The organism is Pseudomonas sp. FW305-96 (assembly GCF_058783825.1).
The window spans coordinates 39,842-60,634 of sequence record NZ_JBYSYW010000006.1; the positions used below are offsets into that span (position 1 = coordinate 39,842).

General features: G+C 62.3%; 19 protein-coding genes and 1 tRNA gene. 13 read left to right on the plus strand and 7 right to left on the minus strand.

Annotated features, from left to right (window positions below; translation table 11 throughout):
- Window positions 1-83: 83 nt before the first annotated feature.
- The 4 genes from AC3WL2_RS06375 to AC3WL2_RS06390 all read left to right on the plus strand — a co-directional run bounded on the left by AC3WL2_RS06375 (window position 84) and on the right by AC3WL2_RS06390 (window position 6,123).
- Entirely contained in the window at window positions 84-2,006 is a 1,923-nt protein-coding gene (locus tag AC3WL2_RS06375; protein WP_023629260.1) for a PrkA family serine protein kinase, read from the plus strand.
- 125 nt (window positions 2,007-2,131) lie between these two features.
- Window positions 2,132-3,403, plus strand: a complete 1,272-nt coding sequence (locus tag AC3WL2_RS06380; protein ID WP_102681926.1) for a YeaH/YhbH family protein — start codon at window positions 2,132-2,134, stop codon at window positions 3,401-3,403.
- Window positions 3,400-4,968, plus strand: coding sequence for a SpoVR family protein (locus AC3WL2_RS06385; protein WP_102681925.1), 1,569 nt, complete (start codon window positions 3,400-3,402; stop codon window positions 4,966-4,968). Before AC3WL2_RS06380 ends, AC3WL2_RS06385 begins: the two co-directional genes overlap by 4 nt.
- A gap of 60 nt (window positions 4,969-5,028) precedes the next feature.
- A complete protein-coding gene (locus AC3WL2_RS06390) occupies window positions 5,029-6,123 on the plus strand; it encodes a multifunctional CCA addition/repair protein (RefSeq protein WP_102681924.1) in 1,095 nt (364 codons plus the stop codon).
- A 48-nt stretch (window positions 6,124-6,171) separates the two neighbouring features.
- On the opposite strand, the gene folK is transcribed toward AC3WL2_RS06390, so the two are convergent.
- Complete coding sequence (folK, locus tag AC3WL2_RS06395) at window positions 6,172-6,681, minus strand: 2-amino-4-hydroxy-6-hydroxymethyldihydropteridine diphosphokinase (RefSeq protein WP_102681923.1); 510 nt, start codon at window positions 6,679-6,681, stop codon at window positions 6,172-6,174.
- A complete protein-coding gene (folB, locus tag AC3WL2_RS06400) occupies window positions 6,672-7,028 on the minus strand; it encodes a dihydroneopterin aldolase (protein ID WP_046857386.1) in 357 nt (118 codons plus the stop codon). Before folB ends, folK begins: the two co-directional genes overlap by 10 nt.
- Window positions 7,029-7,102: 74 nt before the next feature.
- Here folB and plsY point away from each other — a divergent pair, with 74 nt between their 5' ends.
- Complete coding sequence (gene plsY / locus AC3WL2_RS06405) at window positions 7,103-7,672, plus strand: glycerol-3-phosphate 1-O-acyltransferase PlsY (RefSeq protein WP_046857387.1); 570 nt, start codon at window positions 7,103-7,105, stop codon at window positions 7,670-7,672.
- A gap of 25 nt (window positions 7,673-7,697) precedes the next feature.
- On the opposite strand, the gene tsaD is transcribed toward plsY, so the two are convergent.
- Entirely contained in the window at window positions 7,698-8,723 is a 1,026-nt protein-coding gene (gene tsaD, locus AC3WL2_RS06410) for a tRNA (adenosine(37)-N6)-threonylcarbamoyltransferase complex transferase subunit TsaD (RefSeq protein ID WP_046857388.1), read from the minus strand.
- A gap of 205 nt (window positions 8,724-8,928) precedes the next feature.
- Here tsaD and rpsU point away from each other — a divergent pair, with 205 nt between their 5' ends.
- The 5 genes from rpsU (at window position 8,929) to AC3WL2_RS06435 (ending at window position 17,287) form a co-directional block, all read left to right on the plus strand.
- The gene (gene rpsU, locus AC3WL2_RS06415) at window positions 8,929-9,144 is read left to right on the plus strand and encodes a 30S ribosomal protein S21 (RefSeq protein ID WP_003255575.1); all 216 of its coding nucleotides are present in this window, start codon (window positions 8,929-8,931) and stop codon (window positions 9,142-9,144) included.
- A gap of 278 nt (window positions 9,145-9,422) precedes the next feature.
- Window positions 9,423-11,411, plus strand: coding sequence for a DNA primase (dnaG, locus tag AC3WL2_RS06420; protein WP_102681922.1), 1,989 nt, complete (start codon window positions 9,423-9,425; stop codon window positions 11,409-11,411).
- Between the two features lie 67 nt (window positions 11,412-11,478).
- A complete protein-coding gene (rpoD, locus tag AC3WL2_RS06425; RefSeq protein ID WP_102681921.1) occupies window positions 11,479-13,329 on the plus strand; it encodes an RNA polymerase sigma factor RpoD in 1,851 nt (616 codons plus the stop codon).
- A 120-nt stretch (window positions 13,330-13,449) separates the two neighbouring features.
- Complete coding sequence (locus AC3WL2_RS06430; protein ID WP_102681920.1) at window positions 13,450-17,193, plus strand: EAL domain-containing protein; 3,744 nt, start codon at window positions 13,450-13,452, stop codon at window positions 17,191-17,193.
- A 17-nt stretch (window positions 17,194-17,210) separates the two neighbouring features.
- Window positions 17,211-17,287 (plus strand) — tRNA-Ile (locus AC3WL2_RS06435).
- A gap of 53 nt (window positions 17,288-17,340) precedes the next feature.
- On the opposite strand, the gene AC3WL2_RS06440 is transcribed toward AC3WL2_RS06435, so the two are convergent.
- Together AC3WL2_RS06440 and AC3WL2_RS06445 are read right to left on the minus strand one after the other, a co-directional pair.
- On the minus strand, window positions 17,341-17,889 hold the full coding sequence (locus AC3WL2_RS06440) for a DUF2442 domain-containing protein (RefSeq protein ID WP_173862412.1): 549 nt from the start codon (window positions 17,887-17,889) through the stop codon (window positions 17,341-17,343).
- On the minus strand, window positions 17,886-18,128 hold the full coding sequence (locus AC3WL2_RS06445; RefSeq protein ID WP_102681918.1) for a DUF4160 domain-containing protein: 243 nt from the start codon (window positions 18,126-18,128) through the stop codon (window positions 17,886-17,888). Before AC3WL2_RS06445 ends, AC3WL2_RS06440 begins: the two co-directional genes overlap by 4 nt.
- 229 nt (window positions 18,129-18,357) lie before the next feature.
- Between AC3WL2_RS06445 and AC3WL2_RS06450 the strand changes: the two genes are divergently transcribed.
- Window positions 18,358-18,729, plus strand: a complete 372-nt coding sequence (locus AC3WL2_RS06450) for a hypothetical protein (protein WP_102681917.1) — start codon at window positions 18,358-18,360, stop codon at window positions 18,727-18,729.
- A gap of 54 nt (window positions 18,730-18,783) precedes the next feature.
- Here the strand turns inward: AC3WL2_RS06450 and AC3WL2_RS06455 are convergent, their stop codons facing one another.
- Window positions 18,784-19,479, minus strand: a complete 696-nt coding sequence (locus tag AC3WL2_RS06455) for a CatB-related O-acetyltransferase (protein ID WP_102681916.1) — start codon at window positions 19,477-19,479, stop codon at window positions 18,784-18,786.
- Window positions 19,480-19,625: 146 nt separating this feature from the next.
- On the opposite strand from AC3WL2_RS06455, the gene AC3WL2_RS06460 reads away from it, so the two are divergent.
- Entirely contained in the window at window positions 19,626-20,087 is a 462-nt protein-coding gene (locus tag AC3WL2_RS06460; protein ID WP_094011516.1) for an Lrp/AsnC family transcriptional regulator, read from the plus strand.
- 16 nt (window positions 20,088-20,103) lie between these two features.
- Here AC3WL2_RS06460 and AC3WL2_RS06465 read toward each other — a convergent pair whose 3' ends face one another.
- A complete protein-coding gene (locus AC3WL2_RS06465; protein WP_158247492.1) occupies window positions 20,104-20,253 on the minus strand; it encodes a hypothetical protein in 150 nt (49 codons plus the stop codon).
- 84 nt (window positions 20,254-20,337) lie between these two features.
- Here AC3WL2_RS06465 and AC3WL2_RS06470 point away from each other — a divergent pair, with 84 nt between their 5' ends.
- Window positions 20,338-20,652, plus strand: coding sequence for a helix-turn-helix domain-containing protein (locus tag AC3WL2_RS06470; protein WP_023630006.1), 315 nt, complete (start codon window positions 20,338-20,340; stop codon window positions 20,650-20,652).
- The last annotated feature ends 141 nt before the right edge of the window (window positions 20,653-20,793 follow it).

Here is a 20,793-nt window from a genome sequence, read left to right on the forward strand (position 1 = left end):
TACAGCAACCGGCAAAACCGGTTGCATGCCAGCATCGGCTGACTGATCCGGCGTCGTCTCCACGTATCGAGCGAGGTGACGTCATGAGCATTTTTAGCCACTTCCAACAACGTTTCGAGTCCACCCGCCAGGAAGAACTTTCGCTGCAGGAGTACCTCGAGCTGTGCAAAGAGGATCGCAGCGCCTATGCCTCGGCGGCCGAGCGGCTGTTGCTGGCCATCGGTGAACCAGAGCTGATCGACACCTCAAGCAACTCCCGGCTATCGCGGATCTTCTCCAACAAGGTGATCCGCCGCTATCCGGCCTTTGCCGATTTCCATGGCATGGAAGAGTGCATCGACCAGATCGTCTCCTACTTCCGCCACGCCGCCCAGGGCCTGGAAGAGAAGAAGCAGATCCTCTACCTGCTGGGTCCGGTGGGCGGCGGCAAGTCGTCGCTGGCCGAAAAGCTCAAGCAGCTGATGGAAAAGGTGCCGTTCTACGCCATCAAGGGCTCGCCGGTCTTCGAATCGCCACTCGGGCTGTTCAACGCCACCGAGGACGGTGCGATCCTCGAGGAAGAATTCGGCATTTCGCGCCGCTATCTCAATACCATCATGTCGCCCTGGGCCACCAAGCGCCTGCAGGAGTTCGGCGGCGACATCAGCAAGTTCCGGGTGGTCAAGCTCTATCCGTCGATCCTCAACCAGATCGCCATCGCCAAGACCGAGCCGGGTGACGAGAACAACCAGGATATCTCGGCCCTGGTGGGCAAGGTGGATATTCGCAAGCTCGAGGAGTTTCCGCAGAACGACGCCGATGCCTACAGCTACTCGGGCGCGCTGTGCCGGGCCAACCAGGGCCTGATGGAATTCGTCGAGATGTTCAAGGCGCCGATCAAGGTTCTGCACCCGCTGCTCACCGCTACCCAGGAAGGCAACTACAACAGTACCGAAGGCCTGGGGGCGATCCCCTACACCGGTATCCTGTTGGCCCACTCCAACGAATCGGAATGGCACACCTTCCGCAACAACAAGAACAACGAAGCGTTCATCGACCGTATCTACATCGTCAAGGTGCCGTACTGCCTGCGCGTCAGCGACGAGATCAAGATCTACGACAAGCTGCTGATCAACAGCTCGCTGGCCAAGGCCCATTGCGCCCCCGACACACTGAAGATGCTCGCCCAGTTCACCGTGCTTTCACGCCTGAAAGAGCCGGAGAACTCCAACATCTACTCGAAGATGCGCGTCTACGACGGCGAGAACCTCAAGGACACCGACCCGAAGGCCAAGTCGATCCAGGAGTACCGCGACTCCGCGGGCGTCGACGAGGGCATGAACGGCCTGTCGACCCGCTTCGCCTTCAAGATCCTCTCCAAGGTATTCAACTTCGATCCGCATGAGATTGCCGCCAACCCGGTGCACCTGCTGTACGTGCTGGAACAGCAGATCGAGCAGGAGCAGTTCCCTGCCGAAGTACGCGAGCGCTACCTGCGCTACCTCAAGGAGTACCTGGCGCCGCGCTACATCGAGTTCATCGGCAAGGAAATCCAGACCGCTTACCTGGAGTCCTACAGCGAATACGGCCAGAACATCTTCGACCGTTACGTGCTGTATGCCGACTTCTGGATCCAGGACCAGGAATACCGCGACCCGGAGACTGGCGAGATCCTCAACCGCATCGCCCTCAACGAGGAGCTGGAGAAGATCGAGAAGCCGGCCGGCATCAGCAATCCGAAGGACTTCCGCAACGAGATCGTCAACTTCGTGCTGCGCGCCCGCGCCAACAACAATGGCAAGAACCCCAGCTGGCTCAGCTACGAGAAGCTGCGGGTGGTGATCGAGAAGAAAATGTTCTCCAACACCGAAGACCTGCTGCCGGTCATCAGCTTCAACGCCAAGGCCAGCAAGGAAGACCAGCAGAAGCACAACGATTTCGTCACCCGGATGGTGGAGCGTGGCTACACCGACAAACAGGTACGCCTGCTGTCGGAATGGTACCTGCGGGTCAGGAAATCGCAGTAAAAGCGGCACGCCCCGGGCGCTTGGCGGTGTGCCCCGGCACACCGCCGGCCCGTGGCGGCAGCGACTGCTTTTACTTGCAGCTCGTAGCTTGAAGCTTGCAGCTGTACCCAGCTACCGGAGGGCCCATGAGCTACGTTATCGACCGACGCCTGAACGGCAAGAACAAGAGCACGGTCAACCGCCAGCGCTTCTTGCGGCGTTACCGTGAGCACATCAAGAAAGCCGTCGAAGAGGCCGTGAGCCGCCGCTCCATCATGGACATGGAACACGGCGAGCAGATCAGTATCCCGGGGCGTGACATCGACGAACCGGTGCTGCACCACGGCCGCGGCGGCAAGCAGACCATCGTTCACCCAGGTAACAAGGAGTTCACCGCCGGCGAACACATCGCCCGGCCACAAGGTGGCGGCGGTGGCGGCGGGCGCGGCAAGGCCGGCAACTCCGGCGAGGGCATGGACGATTTCGTGTTCCAGATCACCCAGGAAGAATTCCTCGAATTCATGTTCGAAGACCTGGAGCTGCCCAACCTGGTCAAACGCCACCTTACCGGTGCCGATACCTTCAAGACCGTGCGCGCCGGTATTGCCAACGAGGGCAACCCTTCGCGCATCAACATCGTGCGCACCCTGCGCTCGGCCCACGCCCGTCGCATCGCCCTGACCGGCAGCAGCCGCGCGCTGCTGCGCGAGGCGCAAAAGGAGCTGGACCGACTCAAGGTCGAAGAGCCCGACAACTTCACCGACATCCAGGATACCGAGGCCGAGATCGAGCGCCTCAAGGCGCGCATCAATCGCCTGCCCTTCCTCGACACCTTCGACCTCAAGTACAACCTGCTGATCAAGCAGCCCAACCCCAGCTCCAAGGCGGTGATGTTCTGCCTGATGGATGTCTCCGGCTCCATGACACAGGCTACCAAGGACATCGCCAAGCGCTTCTTCATCCTGCTGTACCTGTTCCTCAAGCGTAACTACGACCGCATCGAGGTGGTGTTCATCCGCCACCACACCAGCGCCCGCGAAGTGGACGAGGAAGAATTCTTCTACTCCCGCGAGACCGGCGGCACCATCGTCTCCAGCGCGCTCAAGCTGATGCAGGAAGTCATGGCCGATCGCTACCCGGCCAGCGACTGGAACATCTACGCCGCCCAGGCCTCGGACGGTGACAACTGGAACGACGATTCGCCGATCTGCCGCGACATCCTCGCCAACCAGATCATGCCGCATGTGCAGTACTACACTTACGTCGAGATCACCCCACGCGAACATCAGGCGCTGTGGTACGAGTACGAGCGCATCGGCGAAGCATTTCCCGACACCTTCGCCCAGCAGCAGTTGGTATCGGCCGGCGATATCTACCCGGTCTTCCGTGAACTCTTCCAGCGCAGGTTAGCCACATGACCGCCAGAGAGCAGAGACGCCAACCCATTTCCACCGGCTCCGAATGGACGTTCGAGCTGATCCAGACCTACGACCGCGAGATCAGTCGCCTGGCCGCCCGCTATGCCCTGGATACCTACCCCAACCAGATCGAAGTCATCACCGCCGAACAGATGATGGACGCCTACGCCTCGGTCGGCATGCCGCTGGGCTATCACCACTGGTCCTACGGCAAACAGTTCCTCAGCACCGAGAAGTCCTACAGTCGGGGCCAGATGGGCCTGGCGTACGAGATCGTGATCAACTCCGATCCGTGCATCGCCTACCTGATGGAAGAAAACACCATGTGCATGCAGGCACTGGTGATCGCCCACGCCTGCTATGGCCACAACAGTTTCTTCAAGGGCAACTACCTGTTCCGCACCTGGACCGACGCCAGCTCGATCATCGACTACCTGGTGTTCGCCAAGCAGTACATTGCCCAGTGCGAGGAGCGTCACGGCATCGACGCCGTCGAGGACCTGATCGACTCCTGCCATGCGCTGATGAACTACGGGGTGGATCGCTACAAACGCCCCTACCCCATCTCCGCCGAAGAGGAACGGCGCCGGCAGAAGGAGCGTGAAGAGCACCTGCAACGGCAGATCAACGACCTCTGGCGGACCATTCCCAAGGGCGCCGAGAAGGGTGGCGACAGGGACGATGCGCGCTTCCCGGCCGAACCCCAGGAGAACATTCTCTACTTCATCGAGAAGCACGCCCCGCTGCTCGAGCCCTGGCAGCGCGAGGTGGTGCGCATCGTGCGCAAGATCGCCCAGTACTTCTATCCACAACGCCAGACCCAGGTGATGAACGAAGGTTGGGCGACCTTCTGGCACTATACGCTGATGAACGACCTCTACGACGAGGGCCTGATCACCGAGGGCTTCATGATGGAGTTCCTCCAGTCGCATACCAGCGTGGTGTTCCAGCCAGGCTTCGACAGCCCCTACTACAGCGGCATCAACCCGTATGCCCTGGGCTTTGCGATGTACACCGACATTCGTCGCATGTGCGAATACCCCACCGAGGAAGATCGCCGCTGGTTCCCGGACATCGCCGGCAGTGACTGGCTTTCGACCATCAAGTTCGCCATGAGCAGCTTCAAGGACGAAAGCTTCATCCTGCAGTACCTGTCGCCCAAGGTGATGCGCGACCTCAAGCTGTTCAGCATCCTCGATGATGACCAGCGTGATGACCTGCTGGTCCCGGCGATCCACGACGAGGCCGGCTACCGCACCATCCGCGAGCAACTGGCCGCCCAGTACAACCTGGGCAACCGTGAACCCAACGTACAGATCTGGAGCATCGATCGCCGCGGCGACCGCTCGCTCACCCTGCGCCACCAGCAGCACAACCGCAAACCCCTGGGTGATTCCACCGAAGAGGTGCTCAAGCACCTGCACCGCCTGTGGGGCTTCGATATCCACCTGGAGACCGTTCAGGGCGACCAGGTGATGAAGACCCACCACATGCCGCCACGCGGCGAGCACAGCGAGGCCGGCGACTACGGGCGCATGGACCTGGCCGTGGTGCACCACCTCTAGCCGCAGCCCACCTCCATTGCTGCCGACAAGGTATCCTGTCGCCAGTAATGGAGGTTCCACATGCAGATCTACAAGGTTGGCGGCGCCGTGCGCGACCGCCTGCTCGGCCGTCCGGTCAGCGACATCGACTGGCTGGTGGTCGGCGCCACGGTCGAACAGATGCAGGCCGAGGGCTTTCGCCCGGTCGGTGCCGATTTTCCGGTATTCCTTCACCCCAGGACGGGCGAGGAATATGCCCTGGCCCGTACCGAACGCAAGAGCGGGCGCGGGTATGGCGGTTTCACCTTCCACGCGAGCCCCGAAGTGACCCTCGAGGAGGATCTGGTTCGTCGCGACCTGACCATCAATGCCATGGCCGAGGACGAGCACGGCAACTTGCACGATCCCTACCATGGCAAGGCAGATCTCGAGCAGCGCCTCCTGCGCCATGTTTCCCCGGCATTCGCCGAAGATCCTCTGAGAGTGCTGCGCGTTGCCCGCTTTGCCGCGCGCTATGCGCCGCTGGGCTTTCGTGTCGCCGATGAGACGTTGCAGCTGATGCGCCAGATCGCCGAATCGGGCGAACTGCAGGCGTTGACCGCCGAGCGCAGCTGGAAGGAGATCGAGCGTGCATTGATGGAAAGCGAACCGCAGGTGTTCATTGAGGTGCTGCGCAACTGCGGCGGGTTGAGCGAGCTGATGCCCGAGCTTGAGGGCGCCAGTACACTGGCAGCGCTGCACCAGGCGGCAAGGCACCAGCAGCCACTGGCGGTGCGCTGGGCGTGCCTGCTACGCGGGCTGCCGCCTGCCGCGCTCAAGGCGCTGAACCAGCGCTTCAAGGCCCCGCGTGAATGCCAGGAACTGGCAATGCTGGTGGGGGAGTTTGCCGAGCGCGCAGACCAGGCTGCGCAGCTGGAGCCTGCAAGCCTGCTGGAAATGCTGCAGAAGTTCGACGTGTACCGACGGCCGCAGCGCTTCGAGGACTTCATCGCCGCCTGCGAGATGGCGGCGCTGGGTTCAGGTTATCCACAAGGCGAGTACTTGCGCGGGGCCGCTGAAGCGGCGCGTGCCGTGGATGTGAAGCCGTTGCTGGAAGCCGGACTTGCCGGCCAGGGCCTGGGCGAAGCGCTTAAAGGTGAGCGGCTGAAGGCGCTCGAAGCCTATAAGGCAGCTTGATCTGCCCGGCCTCTTCGCAGGCAGATCCGCGAAGAGGCCGGCGCTGGCTTAAGCGGGGGTCAACTGCAACCCGCGCCATTCGAACGGTACCGGCGCCAGTACCTGCTCGATGCGCGCTTCGCGCCACAACTGCCCCATGGACTTGCCCTCGCCCGGGTGCACCAGCTCCGCAGCCAGCAGCGACAGCGGCCAAAGCACGAAGGCGTTCTTCAGGATCTCCGCGCGCGGCAGCACCAGGCCATCGAAGGTCCCGCACAGGTCATCGAACATCAGTACGTCGATATCCAGCGGCAGCCCCTTGCGGTCCGGCGCGTAGCGGCCATTGTCGGCCTCGATGAACTTGAGCCGGCGATCGAGCTCCAGCAGCGGCAGTTCGGTGCGCCCACGCACCGCCAGGTTGTAGAACGGGCCACTCTTGATCCCCACGGCCTGGCTCTCGAACACCGCGGAACACTGCATGTCTTTGAGGATGCCGGCGAGGGCATCGAGCCCGGCGCACAAATGCCGCTCACGCTCGATGTTGCTGCCCAGCCCAAGGTATACCGTGCTCAGAGACATCCGCGCTCGATCTCCACGCCAACACCACCACGGGCCGCCGGTACCGCGCCCGGCTTGGTGAGTTTCAGGCGCACCCAGGGAATGTTGAATTCCGCCATCAACACCGCGACCAAGCGCTCGGCGAAGGTCTCGACCAGCTCGAAACGGGCCTGTTCGGCGAACGCCTGGATACGTGCCGAGACACTGGCATAGTCCAGTGCCAGCGACAGGTCGTCACCAGCCGCCGCCGGGCGGTTGTCCCAGGCGAAGCTCAGGTCCAGGCGCAGGCACTGGCGAATATCCCGCTCCCAGTCATAGGCGCCGATCACGGTATCGACTTCCAGGCCTTCGATGAACACTCTGTCCAAGCACTTCTCTCCACAGCACGACAAGGGCGACGGGCGCCGTTAGAATCAGGGCGTCCTCGCCCGGAATAGTTAGCATGTTTTGGTCACTGGCGCTGCTTGCCTACCTGCTCGGCTCTCTGTCCTTCGCCATTGTCCTGAGCCGCCTCAGTGGCAGCCCCGACCCGCGCTCCAGCGGTTCCGGCAATGCCGGCGCCACCAACATGCTACGCCTGGCGGGCCGCAAACTGGCGATCCTGACGCTGCTCGGCGACCTGTGCAAGGGCATGTTGCCCGTGCTGCTGGCACGCCTGGCCGGGCTCGACCAGCAAGAGCAGGCCTGGGTAGGCATCTGCGCGGTGCTCGGTCACCTGTTCCCGGTGTACTTCCGCTTCAAGGGCGGCAAAGGCGTGGCTACCGCCGCCGGCATGCTCATGGCCCTGTACTTTCCAGCCGCCCTGTTGGCCATCGGCGCCTGGCTGCTGACCTTCTACCTGACCCGCACCAGCTCGCTCGCGGCGTTGATCGCCACACCGCTGACGCTGCCCTTGCTGGCCTGGCGCGAGCCTGAAGCGCTGCTGCCGATGACCGTGCTGACGGTGCTGATCGTGTGGCGCCACCGCCGCAACCTGCGTGACCTGTTCGCCGGGCGCGAACGCCACTTCTGATGCGCTCGCACAAGCCCGGCTCACCTCATACTGCCGGCAACTGCTCCATCGGCCAGCGCGCCTGCACGCTGATCGCCAGGTCCTGTTGCTGCCCGGCCAACAGACGCTGGCAACCGGCATAGGCAATCATCGCACCGTTGTCGGTGCAGAAGCGTGGGCGGGCGTAGTAGACATTGCCCTTGATGCTGGCCAGCATCTCTTCCAATGAAACACGCAAGGCTTTGTTGGCGCTCACGCCGCCGGCGATGACCAGGCGCTTGAGGCCGGTCTGCTTGAGGGCGCGCTTGCACTTGATGGTCAGAGTCTCCACCACCGCCTGCTGGAACGCCAGCGACACGTCGCAACGGGTTTGCTCGTTGTCGTCCCCGGCATCGCGGCATTGCTGCCAGGTATTCAGGGCAAAGGTCTTCAGGCCACTGAAGCTGAACTGCAGGCCGGGGCGGTCGCACATCGGCCGCGGGAACACGAAGCGCCCAGGCGTGCCTTGTTCGGCCAGGCGGGCGATCTCGGGGCCACCCGGATAATTGAGGCCGATCAGCTTGGCGGTCTTGTCGAACGCCTCGCCAGCCGCGTCGTCCAGGCTCTCGCCCAGCAGTTCGTACTGGCCGATACCATCGACCCGAACCAGTTGGGTATGGCCACCTGAAACCAACAAAGCGACGAACGGAAACTGCGGCGGCTGCTCTTCGAGCATCGGCGCCAGCAGATGGCCCTCCATATGGTGCACGCCAATCGCCGGAATATCCCAGGCGAACGCCAGTGCCTGGGCGCAAGAGGCGCCCACCAACAGCGCGCCGACCAGGCCCGGGCCTGCGGTGTAGGCGATGGCGTCGATCTCGGTAGCGACGCAGTCGGCCTCCTGCAGCACCTGGCGAATCAGGGGCAGCATGCGTTTGACGTGATCGCGCGAGGCAAGCTCGGGCACCACGCCGCCATAGACGCGGTGCAGGTCGATCTGGCTGAACAGCGCGTCGGCCAGCAGGCCGCGCTCACTGTCGTATAATGCGACGCCAGTTTCGTCGCAGGATGTTTCCAATCCCAGTACTAGCATGGGTCCGTGCCTTGTGGAGGCTGAATTCGAAGGCGCGCATGATAGTCCCCGTGCCCGATGCCGACCAGCGGTTTTCGATCAGAGGCTTTGCATTCCGGCCAGCTAAGGGTTAACATCCGCAACCCTTGAAAACCGACGTTCTCCAGCACACCTTATGTTTTGCCAGGAGCACGTCTACCCCGGTAATGAATTAAGGTAGCCCTGGATGCCAGCCGTCAAAGTTAAAGAGAACGAACCCTTCGACGTAGCTCTGCGTCGTTTCAAGCGCTCCTGCGAAAAAGCCGGTGTACTGGCTGAAGTTCGTAGCCGCGAGTTTTACGAGAAGCCGACCGCCGAGCGTAAGCGCAAAGCCGCTGCCGCTGTTAAGCGTCACGCGAAGAAAGTTCAGCGCGAACAGCGCCGCGCCGTTCGTCTGTACTAAGTACAGCCGTTCTACGCAAAGCTTCTGCCATGCCCGGCCTCGTGCCGGGCTTATGGTAGCGGTTGCTTGAAACCCTTGGCCATGCGCCTGGGGCGCCCCGGCAAAAGCCATGGGCAACCTGCCTCAACGCGTCAGAACTGGCCTTTGGCCAGGCGTGCACGTCTTTTCTGACGAGCCCTCACCGGCTACCGACGAGCACACACCTCTTCCTGCGACACCCCACGCCAAACCCGCGCACAAGCGTTTAGACTTGCCAGTTGCCAGATGACGAGGCTGCCATGGCCGGGCTGATTCCCCAGAGCTTTATCGATGACCTTCTCAACCGCACCGACATCGTCGATGTGGTGAGTTCGCGCATCCAGCTGAAAAAAACCGGCAAGAATCTTTCCGCCTGCTGCCCGTTCCACAAGGAAAAGAGCCCCTCCTTTACCGTCAGCCCCGACAAGCAGTTCTACTACTGCTTCGGTTGCGGTGCCGGGGGTAACGCCCTCGGCTTTGTCATGGACCACGACAACCTGGACTTCCCCCAGGCAGTCGAGGAGCTGGCCCGCGCGGCCGGCATGGAAGTCCCTCGCGAGGAAGGCCGCCGCGGGCAGAAGCCACGCCAGCCGACCGACTCGCCGCTGTACCCCTTGCTGGAGGCGGCCAGCGAGTTCTATCGCCAGGCCCTGCGCAGCCACGCCACCCGCAAGGCGGCGGTGGAGTATCTCAAGGGGCGCGGTTTGTCCGGCGAGATCGCCCGCGACTTTAGCCTGGGCTTCGCGCCGCCGGGCTGGGACAACCTGCTCAAGCACCTGGGAGCTGACTCGCTGCAACAGAAGGTGATGATCGACGCCGGCCTGCTGATCGAGAACGCCGAAAGCGGCAAGCGCTATGACCGCTTCCGCGACCGGGTGATGTTCCCGATCCGCGACAGCCGCGGCCGGGTCATAGCCTTCGGCGGCCGGGTGCTGGGCGACGACAAGCCCAAGTACCTGAACTCCCCGGAAACCCCGGTGTTCCACAAGGGCCAGGAGCTGTACGGGCTGTACGAGGCACGCAAGCACAACCGCAACCTTGACGAGATCATCGTCGTCGAAGGCTACATGGACGTGATCGCCCTCGCCCAGCAAGGCTTGCGCAACGCGGTGGCCACCCTTGGCACATCCACCAGCGAGGAACACCTCAAGCGCCTGTTCCGCGTGGTACCCAGCGTGCTGTTCTGCTTCGACGGCGACCAGGCCGGCCGCAAGGCCGCCTGGCGCGCCCTGGAGGCGACCTTGTCGAGCCTGCAGGACGGTCGCCGTGCACGCTTCCTGTTCCTGCCCGAAGGCGAAGACCCGGACAGCCTGGTGCGCGCCGAAGGCACCGATGCCTTCCAGGCCCGCATCAACCAGCACGCCCAGCCACTGGCCGACTATTTCTTCGAGCAGTTGAGCAACGAGGCCGACCCGCGCTCGCTGGAAGGCAAGGCGCACATGGTGACGCTGGCCGCACCGCTGATCGAAAAGGTCCCGGGCGCCAATCTGCGCCAACTGATGCGCAACCGCCTGAAAGACATCACCGGCCTCGACCCGCAGCAGATGGAGCAACTGGCCCAGAGCGCGCCAGCACCCAGCGCGCCGGATTACGACCCCGGCTACGACTACGACGCGATGGCAAGCTACGTGCCTGACCATGGCGACATGCACTACCAGCCCGACTATGCCGCACCACATCAGGAGCAACGCCCCTGGACGCCGAACAAAGGTGGCGGCAAAAAGCAGTGGGACGGCAAGCCCTGGGACAAGAAAGGTGGCAAGCCGTGGCAGCGCGATGGCCAGCGCGGCGAGGCGCCACCACGGGTACCCGCGCCAGTGGAGCCACCGACGCTCTCGGCCCTGCGCACCTTGCTGCATCACCCGCTGCTGGCCGGCAAGGTCGAGGACGCCAGCCACTTCGCCGACGAAGAGCAACTCTACAGCCAGCTGCTGGTGGCCCTGATCGAGGCCGCACAGAAGAATCCTAAGCTAAGCTCAATGCAGCTGATTGCACGCTGGCACGGGACCGAACAGGGTCGCCTGCTGCGCGCCCTGGCGGAAAAGGAATGGTTGATCGATGCCGACAACCTTGAACAACAGTTTTTCGACACTATAACTAGCTTGTCCGCTCGCCAGCGCGAGCGCAGCCTGGAACATCTGCTCAGGAAAGCGCGTCTAAGTGAGTTGAGCGCAGAGGAAAAATCTCAGCTGCTCGTCCTGTTAAGCAGGAATGTTCCCGCACAAACCCCGACCTCATCTGGCGCGTGAGGTCCATGCTCGGGTATAATCCTCGGCTTGTTTTTTGCCCGCCAAGACCTTCAGTGGATAGGGTGTTATGTCCGGAAAAGCGCAACAGCAATCTCGTATCAAAGAGTTGATCACCCGCGGTCGTGAGCAGGGCTACCTGACTTACGCGGAGGTCAACGACCACCTGCCAGAGGATATTTCAGATCCGGAGCAGGTGGAAGACATCATCCGCATGATCAACGACATGGGGATCAACGTATTCGAGAGTGCTCCGGATGCGGATGCCCTGTTGTTGGCGGAAGCCGACACTGATGAGGCCGCAGCCGAAGAGGCCGCCGCCGCATTGGCGGCTGTCGAGACCGATATTGGCCGCACGACCGACCCGGTGCGCATGTACATGCGCGAAATGGGTACCGTCGAGCTGCTGACCCGCGAAGGCGAGATCGAAATCGCCAAGCGTATCGAGGAAGGCATCCGTGAAGTCATGGGCGCCATCGCTCACTTCCCGGGTACTGTCGACTACATCCTCGGCGAATACGACCGTGTCACCTCCGAAGGTGGCCGTCTGTCCGACGTTCTCAGCGGTTACATCGACCCTGACGACAACATCGCCGCACCGACCGAAGAAGTACCGATCCCAGGTGCCAAGGCCGCTGCCGCGAAGGAAGAAAGCGACGACGACGAAGAAGAGAACGCCGACGGCGACGACGAGGAGGAGGCCGAAAGCGGTCCGGATCCGGTCGTTGCCGCCCAGCGTTTCGGTGCGGTCAAGGATCAGCTGGTCGATACCCTCAAAGTGCTGAAGAAGCACGGTCGAGGCCATAAAGACAGCATCGGCGCCATGCAGGCGCTGGCCGACCTGTTCATGCCGATCAAGCTGGTACCGAAACAGTTCGACGTTCTGGTCGAACGCGTACGCGGCGCCCTGGATCGCCTGCGCCAGCAAGAACGCGCCATCATGCAACTGTGCGTGCGTGACGCGCGCATGCCGCGTGCCGACTTCCTGCGCCTGTTCCCGAGCAACGAGACCGACCAGACCTGGTCCGGTGACCTGGCCAAGCGCAACACCAAATGGGCCGCCGCCCTGGGTGAGAAAAACGCCGCCATCGTCGCCTGCCAGCAGAAACTGATCGACCTCGAGACCGAGACCGGCCTGACCGTCGCCGAGATCAAGGACGTCAACCGCCGCATGTCCATCGGCGAGGCCAAGGCTCGTCGCGCCAAGAAGGAAATGGTCGAGGCGAACCTGCGTCTGGTGATTTCGATCGCCAAGAAGTACACCAACCGCGGCCTGCAATTCCTCGACCTGATCCAGGAAGGCAACATCGGCCTGATGAAGGCGGTAGACAAGTTCGAATACCGTCGCGGCTACAAGTTCTCGACCTACGCCACCTGGTGGATCCGCCAGGCGATCACCCGCTCGATCGCCGACCAGGCGCGCACCATCCGTATCCCGGTGCACATGATCGAGACGATCAACAAGCTCAACCGTATTTCCCGCCAGATGCTGCAGGAAATGGGCCGCGAACCGACCCCGGAAGAGCTGGGCGAACGCATGGAAATGCCTGAGGACAAGATCCGCAAGGTACTGAAGATCGCCAAAGAGCCGATCTCCATGGAAACCCCGATCGGTGACGACGAAGATTCGCACCTGGGCGACTTCATCGAGGACTCCACCATGCAGTCCCCGATCGACGTGGCCACGGTCGAAAGCCTCAAGGAAGCAACCCGTGACGTGCTCTCGGGCCTGACCGCACGCGAAGCCAAGGTGCTGCGCATGCGTTTCGGCATCGACATGAACACCGACCACACCCTCGAAGAAGTCGGCAAGCAGTTCGATGTGACCCGCGAGCGGATCCGTCAGATCGAAGCCAAGGCGCTGCGCAAGCTGCGCCACCCGACGCGAAGCGAGCATCTGCGCTCCTTCCTCGACGAGTAAAGACGAACCCCGGCCCAGGCCGGGGTTTTTCTTATGTGACGGAAGGTCGTTACCACTGTCTACCCAGCGGGCGGAATGCCCGTCTACACTCGAATCAGACCCCCTGTTCGAGAGGCCGCTATGCCCATGATGCCGGCCTTCCTGTTGCTGCTCCTGCTCACCTGGAACACAACGGCCGGCGCCCTGACCCTGACCGACGAGGAACAAGCCTGGCTCAGCGCCCACCCGCAGCTGCGCCTGGGCGTCGATGCTTCATGGCCGCCGTTCGAATTCCGCGACCAGGAAGGTCGCTACCAGGGATTGGCCGCCGATTATATCGCCCTGATCCAGGAACGCCTGGGGATCACCCTCAAGCCGATCGAGCCCAGCAGCTGGACCGAAGTCCTGGCACAGGCACGCAGCAACCGGCTCGATCTGCTGCCCGGTATCATGTCCACACCGGAGCGGCAGGGCTACCTGGCCTTCACCCGCCCTTACCTGGACTTCCCGATCGTCATCCTCGCCCACTCCGGCGGCGCGCAACCGCGCAACCTCAAGGACCTTTACAGCCTGAAGATCGCCGTGGTGGAGAACTACGCCCCCCATGAGCTGCTGCGCACCCACCACCCGGACCTCAACCTGGTGGCCATGCCCAATGTCAGTTCCACCTTGCAGGCCTTGGCTACCGACGAGGTGGACGCCGTGGTCGGCGACCTCGCTTCGAGCATCTGGAGCCTGCGCCAGCTCAAGCTCGACGGCTTGTATGTAAGCGGTGAAACGCCGTACCGCTACCAGTTGGCCATGGCCGTGCCGCGGGAACAGAAGATGCTCGTCGGCATCCTCGACAAGGTCATGGCCGACATGAGCAGCAGCGAAGTCAGCCACATTCAGCAGCGCTGGGTGGGCAACGTCGTCGACCAGCGGACTTTCTGGCACGACGTGCTGCTCTACGGCCTGCCAGCCGTGATGGTGCTGATGGCCATCCTGGCGGTGGTGATCCGCATCAACCGCCGGCTGAGTTCGGAGATTTCCCGGCGCATCGCCCTGGAACAGGAACTGCGCAGCAGCGAGTATCATTACCGCGGCCTGGTCGAGAGCCTGTCAGCAGTGGCCTGGGAGGCCGATGCCAACGACTTCAGCTACAGCTATGTGTCGCCGCACGCCGAGGACCTGCTCGGCTACCCGACGGGAGAATGGCTCAAACCGGGCTTCTGGCGCAGCATCCTGCACCCGGAAGATGCCCTGTGGGCGCAGGCCTACTGCGACAGCGAAACAGCCGCCGGGCGCGACCACAGCCTCGACTACCGGGTGATCCGCGCCGACGGCCATACCCTATGGGTGCGCAACATCGTCAGCATGATCGAACATGGCCACAAGTCGCTGATGCGCGGATTGATGATCGACATCAGCGAAACCAAGCACACCGAAGATGCCCTGCGCCTGTCGGAGCAGAAGTTCGCCTCGGTGTTCCAGCAGTGCCCGGACATCCTGATCATCGCCCGGCACAGCGACGGCTGCCTGCTGGAGGTCAACGAAGCCTTCGAGGAACTGATCGGCCTGAGCCCGGCGCAAGTGATCGGCCGCACCGCCACCGAGCTCGGCCTGTGGGGCGTGGCCGGTACCGGCCCGGCCCTGCTCGAGCGCCTGCATCGCGGCGGCATCCGCAACCTGGAGATGACCTTTCGTCGTAACAACGGCGAGTTGTTCACCGGTCTGACTTCGGCCGAGACTTTCGACCTCGACGGCATGCCGGCACTGGTTGTGGCGATCCGCGATATCAGCCAGCTGAAGGAAACCCAGCAGCAACTGCAGACCTCCGAGGAGAAGTTCGCCAAGGCCTTCCACGCCTCACCCGATGGCCTGTTGCTGTCACGCCAGAGCGACGGCCTGCTGCTGGAGGTCAACGAAGGCTTCTGCCGCCTCACCGGCTACGACATCAGCCCAACGGTCGACCAGACCTCGCTGGACCTGGGTATCTGGGTCGACCTCAACGAGCGCCAACGCCTGGTCGATCAACTGCAGCGTGACGGTTTCGTGCGCGATTTCAGCTGCCATATCCGCCGCAGTGACGGACAGATCCGCCTCTGTGAACTGTCCGCCCGGCCACTGCCGATCGGCGGCGTCGACTGTATGCTGACTATCGCCCGCGATATCACCGAACGCCACCTGATGCAGGAAAAGCTGCAACTGGCCGCCACGGTGTTCGAGAACACCGCCGAGGGCGTGCTGATAACCGACACCGACCAGCGCATCAGCGCGGTCAACCGCGCGTTCAGCGAAATCACCGGCTACAGCGAGATCGAAGCCCTCGGCCAGACTCCGCGACTGCTCGCCTCCGGCCAGCACGACAGCGCCTTCTACGTCGCCATGTGGCACCAGTTGACCGCGGAAGGCCACTGGCAGGGCGAGATCTACAACAAACGCAAGAACGGCGAACTCTACCCCGGCTGGCTGACCATCAGCGCCGTGCGCAACCACGAACGCGAGATCACCCACTTCGTCGCCGTTTTCGCCGACATTTCCAGTATCAAGCACGCCCAGGCCAAGCTCGACTACCAAGCCCATCACGACCCGTTGACCGGCCTGCCCAATCGCGCCCTGTTCGAAAGCCGCCTGCAGGCCGCGCTAAGCTGCGCCCAGGTATCCAACCGCCAGGGCGCGGTGCTGTTCCTCGACCTCGACCGCTTCAAGCACATCAACGACAGCCTCGGCCACCCGGTGGGCGACCTGTTGCTCAAGGGCATCGCCCAGCGCCTCAAGGAGCAGGTGCGTGATGTCGACACCGTGGCCCGCCTGGGCGGCGACGAGTTCATCATCCTTTTGCCCGGATTGCACAAGCCCAGCGATGCCAGCGCCATCGCCAACAAGCTGCTGGCCGGCTTCCACGCACCGTTCCAGGCCGGCGAGCACGAGTTCTTCACCAGCGCCAGCATCGGTATCAGCCTTTACCCACAAGACGGCACCGATGTCGCCAACCTGATCCGCAACGCCGACGCCGCCATGTACCGCTCCAAGGCCAAGGGCCGCAATCGCGTCGAGGCCTACACCCGCGAACTGACCACCCAGGCCAGCGAGCGCATCGCCCTGGAACATGAACTGCGCCGCGCCATCGAGCGCAATGAACTGAGCCTGTGCTACCAGCCCAAGTTCAGCCTCAAGACCCAGAGCCTGGTGGGCGCCGAGGCACTGATTCGCTGGACCCACCCAACCTTCGGCGACGTGCCGCCCGAGCAGTTCATTCACCTGGCCGAGGAGAACGGCACCATTCTCCAACTTGGCGACTGGGTACTGGAGCAGGCCTGCCGGCAGATGCACAGCTGGAACAAGACCTACCACGCCTTCGGCCCGCTCTCGATCAACCTCGCCGGCGCCCAGCTGCGCCAACCCAACCTGGCCCGGCGCATCGAGCAACTGTTGCGCAACTACCAGCTCAAGGCGGGCGACCTGCAGCTGGAGATCACCGAAAACTTCATCATGAGCCAGGCCGAGGAGGCGCTGAGCGTACTGCACCAACTCAAACAACTGGGCGTACAGCTGGCCATCGACGACTTCGGCACCGGCTACTCCTCGCTCAGCTACCTCAAACGCCTGCCGCTGGACATCCTCAAGATCGACCAGTCGTTCATTCGCGGCCTGCCCGACGACCCCCACGACGCCGCCATCGCCCGCGCGATCATCGCCCTGGGCCGCAGCATGCAACTGACGATCATTGCCGAAGGCGTGGAGAACCAGGCGCAGCAGCGCTTCCTCGCCGCCGAAGGCTGCGAGCAGATCCAGGGCTACATCGTCAGCCTGCCCCTGCCGCCGGACGAATTCGCGGCGACCTTTCTTCGCATAGCACAAACAGATCTTTCGGATGGCACGCTATCGAAACCCTCGTTATAATCCAGCGCTCCTGCTGAGGGCCTATAGCTCAGTTGGTTAGAGCAGAGGACTCATAATCCTTTGGTCCACGGTTCGAGTCCGTGTGGGCCCACCAGACAAAAAAGCCGCGCATTTGCGCGGCTTTTTACGTACTGCCTCTGAGAGGTGTCAGGCTCGTTTTCTGGGTGGACTTGAAGATGGATCAGCCCCTTTACCCAACTGCTTAATTTTTAACTTGATGGGATTACAGGCTGGCACTGATCCAGCACTGTCCCTTTCAACCTCCAGCCTTTCCCATCCCTTCATGGCAAGTGCGACTGTGCGCGGCACAGGCTTTGCGCCACTACGGTAATAGGCCAGCATCCGCCTGCTCAACCCCAGCTCCTGCGCTGCGCTGTCAAGTGTGAGGCCGTGCTTCGCCATCCAATCGAGGATAACTTCGTGGGAGCATTCGCCAGCTTGCTCCAGAGCGCGCGCGCGCAAATTATCCGACGCCAGTTCAAGGTTATCGTCATCCATCCAGGTAACACTGTCTCTCCACTCTCCGAGTGCCGCAGTGGCAAAAACCTTCGGATCGCTCAGTGCTTGCAAAGTCGGATGCCGAGCGATGATCTCATCGAGATTGACCACCAACTGTTCGCCATCCGCATAACTCAGCAACAAGCTGCTGGGAGCTGCAACGACAACATCGGTCAGCAAAAAATGCTTACTGGTCATGGATTCAACTCCTTCCACTTGGCAAGCAGTTGGACTTTGTTGGCTGATGCCCAGCCAAGCACCTCACTCAAGGCACGTCTGGAAACACGCGCACCGCCTAATCCAGTCAGCGGTACCAGTTCCTCGATGGCGATCACCGCCTGACGGCCGTCACTGAAGCGCACGTGAAAATGAGGGGGCGGATGGTCAGCTGCGTACATGCATATCGAACAATCGGACAGTCTTTGGATGGTAGGCATTGTCGAGTATAGAGTGCAATGGTTGCACCGAACAGTACCACTGCGCCGCACGCTGCTCACCCCAAGAAATGTAAGCGGTGCTTTCTCGAAAAAGGCAGATCTTCCGCAGGCAAGGCAGCGGCAAAGTGCCTTTAGCACACCCGTTCTATTTCGCCATCACGGCCGCGTTTCTAGAATCCTTCCATCGCTTCGGCACCGGGTCGGAGCCCAGTGATCGAGGGAACGTCACATGAACATCCAAGGAACGCTTGGGGCCCTGCTCGTTGTACCGATGCTGGCCACGCTCGCAGGTTGCGTGGCACCCGGCTCCTACAACCAGGGCCAGCAGCCCAGTCAGATGGCCGGCGGCAACGCACCCTGCACGCCCAGTACGACCGACAACCTGATCTCCACCGGCCGCAGCCTGCTCAGCATCGCCAACTCCGTGCTCGAAACCAGGAACAGCATGAATGGCACCTCGGCCACTTATGACCAGCGCATGCAGCTTGCGGAGAACGCGCAGAAGGTCAACAAAGGCAACCAGATGCTCGACAACGTGGAGAGCATGACTGCTGGCCTGAAGTCACCTTGCGCCACGGCGCAGACCAGCGCGTCACGTTGATCAAATCCGATCAGGGCTGCGCAGCAGCCCCGGTCGTAAACGTCTTTCGGCCATTCAAGCCGACGCCAGCACCTTGCAGCCACGCCGCGAAATCTCGATCCTCGCGTAACTTGCCTCACCGAGCCCGCTGATCCGGTCAAGACAGGCGGCAGGGTCGTGCAGCGGCAGCTCCAGCAACTGCCGGGTATCGCGCTCCCACCAGCGCGATGCGAGCAGACGCTCGATCATCTCTTCCGGGTATCGATAACGCACGACCTTGGCTGGAAAGCCCGCCACCACGGCATAGGGCGGCACGTCCCGAGTCACCAGGGCGCGAGTGGCGACAATCGCGCCCGTGCCCACTTCGACGCCCTCCATGATCATCGCGCCTTCGCCGATCCACACGTCATGGCCAATGCGTGCCGGCGTGCTCGATGGCTCGTATTGCCACTGGGTGCCGGTGAACTGGAAAGGGTGGGAACTCAGCCAGTCGGTGGGATGAGCGTATTTTTCCTGGCCGATGACCACCGCGCTGCCGATGGAGCAGTAGCGCCCGATCGATTCGACCACCTGCAGCGAGCCGCCGCTGCGGATATAGGTGTGAGCCCCGATCGAGACATCCAGGGTGGCGGCGCTGACCGCCACATCGCCGATGCGCACCTCGGTCTCGAGCGCCAGCCTGGCGCGCTTGCCGAACTTGGAAATGCCCGTGCTCACCTTGCAACCGTGTTGGCGAATCCATCGCCGCCAGTACCAGTCCTTGAACTTCATGGGTCAATCACTCCTGCCATGGTCCAGGCTGCCGAGCGGCAGCGGCCCGCTATCGTACCGCCTTGCCAACGTAATGCCAGCCCTGGGCGCCTTGCGCGAATCGGTCGCGCTTGCATAGGCTAGCAGCTCGACAAAAGAGACCTACCATGCCGGCCACCTCCTCCATCACCCTCGACGCCATCGATCGCCAGTTGATCTCCCTGTTGCAGATCAACGCCCGCGAAAGCGTCGCCACGCTCGCCCGCCAACTGGGGATCGCCCGTACCACGGTGAACTCGCGCCTCGAACGCCTGGAACGCAACAAGGTGATCACCGGCTATGGCGTGCGCCTGGGGCAGCGCCTGATCGGCGGCGGCCTGCAGGCGTACGTGGGGATCAAGGCGCAGCCGCGCTCGGGCAAGGACATCGTTCGCCACCTGAGCGCCATGGGGCAGGTCCAGCAGTTGTGCGCGGTCAGTGGCGAATTCGACTATGTCGCCTGGCTGCTCAGCGACTCACCGGAGCAGCTGGACCAGTTGCTCGACCTGATCGGCAGCCTCGACGGGGTGGAAAAGACCACCACGTCGATCATCCTCAGCAGCAAGGTGGACCGCGGGCAGCCAGGCTGACTGCGGCAACGGCCCCTCAGGCCTCCATCGCGTCGAGCAGCCCTTCCAGCAGCGCCCGTACCGTTTCCGCCGAATGCAGGATCGACCAGATCATCGCCCGCCCCGCCTCGGGGGCATGGTGCTGGGCGAGGGATGCATCTCGCCTCAGGACTTGGAAACCCGCCAAGTGAAACAACTTGAAAGTAATGCTCTATACGTAAATCACGTATAGAAGTGGCATTATGGTGCACCTGAAAAGCAGGAGCCACCAATGCCACGCAACATCTTCACTGAACTCACCGAAGGTTTCGACGCCCTTGCCGATGAGCGCGCCGGCAAACTGACCCTGCGTTCGCACAAGGTAGCCTTCGAGGAACTGGCCCCACTGGCCCCCAATGAACTGACCGAACTGCGCCAGCGCCTGAACATGTCCCGGGCGGTGTTTGCCGCGTACCTGCGCACCAACGCCCGCACCCTGGAGAGCTGGGAGCAAGGCCGTTCCAAGCCCAACGCCCAGGCCGTGGCACTGATCCGGCTGGTGCAGAAGTACCCTGAAACCGTCGAGCACCTGGCATCATTGAGCTGATTCGTCATTTTTTAATAAATATCAATCATCAAGACGAAAAAAATTACATAACGACGTCAATTTTCACCTTAATAACGAACACCCCACTTCATAAAATGGCCACCCGGCATTCTCTATAATCAGGCTCCGCCCCCTGCGCAG

Coding starts and splice junctions, on each gene's coding strand:
- AC3WL2_RS06375 (WP_023629260.1), top strand. CDS start 84: ATGAGCATTTTTAGCCACTTCCAACAACGTTTCGAGTCCACCCGCCAG.
- AC3WL2_RS06380 (WP_102681926.1), top strand. CDS start 2,132: ATGAGCTACGTTATCGACCGACGCCTGAACGGCAAGAACAAGAGCACG.
- AC3WL2_RS06385 (WP_102681925.1), top strand. CDS start 3,400: ATGACCGCCAGAGAGCAGAGACGCCAACCCATTTCCACCGGCTCCGAA.
- AC3WL2_RS06390 (WP_102681924.1), top strand. CDS start 5,029: ATGCAGATCTACAAGGTTGGCGGCGCCGTGCGCGACCGCCTGCTCGGC.
- folK (WP_102681923.1), bottom strand. CDS start 6,681: ATGTCTCTGAGCACGGTATACCTTGGGCTGGGCAGCAACATCGAGCGT.
- plsY (WP_046857387.1), top strand. CDS start 7,103: ATGTTTTGGTCACTGGCGCTGCTTGCCTACCTGCTCGGCTCTCTGTCC.
- tsaD (WP_046857388.1), bottom strand. CDS start 8,723: ATGCTAGTACTGGGATTGGAAACATCCTGCGACGAAACTGGCGTCGCA.
- rpsU (WP_003255575.1), top strand. CDS start 8,929: ATGCCAGCCGTCAAAGTTAAAGAGAACGAACCCTTCGACGTAGCTCTG.
- dnaG (WP_102681922.1), top strand. CDS start 9,423: ATGGCCGGGCTGATTCCCCAGAGCTTTATCGATGACCTTCTCAACCGC.
- rpoD (WP_102681921.1), top strand. CDS start 11,479: ATGTCCGGAAAAGCGCAACAGCAATCTCGTATCAAAGAGTTGATCACC.
- AC3WL2_RS06430 (WP_102681920.1), top strand. CDS start 13,450: ATGCCCATGATGCCGGCCTTCCTGTTGCTGCTCCTGCTCACCTGGAAC.
- AC3WL2_RS06440 (WP_173862412.1), bottom strand. CDS start 17,889: ATGACCAGTAAGCATTTTTTGCTGACCGATGTTGTCGTTGCAGCTCCC.
- AC3WL2_RS06445 (WP_102681918.1), bottom strand. CDS start 18,128: ATGCCTACCATCCAAAGACTGTCCGATTGTTCGATATGCATGTACGCA.
- AC3WL2_RS06450 (WP_102681917.1), top strand. CDS start 18,358: ATGAACATCCAAGGAACGCTTGGGGCCCTGCTCGTTGTACCGATGCTG.
- AC3WL2_RS06455 (WP_102681916.1), bottom strand. CDS start 19,479: ATGAAGTTCAAGGACTGGTACTGGCGGCGATGGATTCGCCAACACGGT.
- AC3WL2_RS06460 (WP_094011516.1), top strand. CDS start 19,626: ATGCCGGCCACCTCCTCCATCACCCTCGACGCCATCGATCGCCAGTTG.
- AC3WL2_RS06470 (WP_023630006.1), top strand. CDS start 20,338: ATGCCACGCAACATCTTCACTGAACTCACCGAAGGTTTCGACGCCCTT.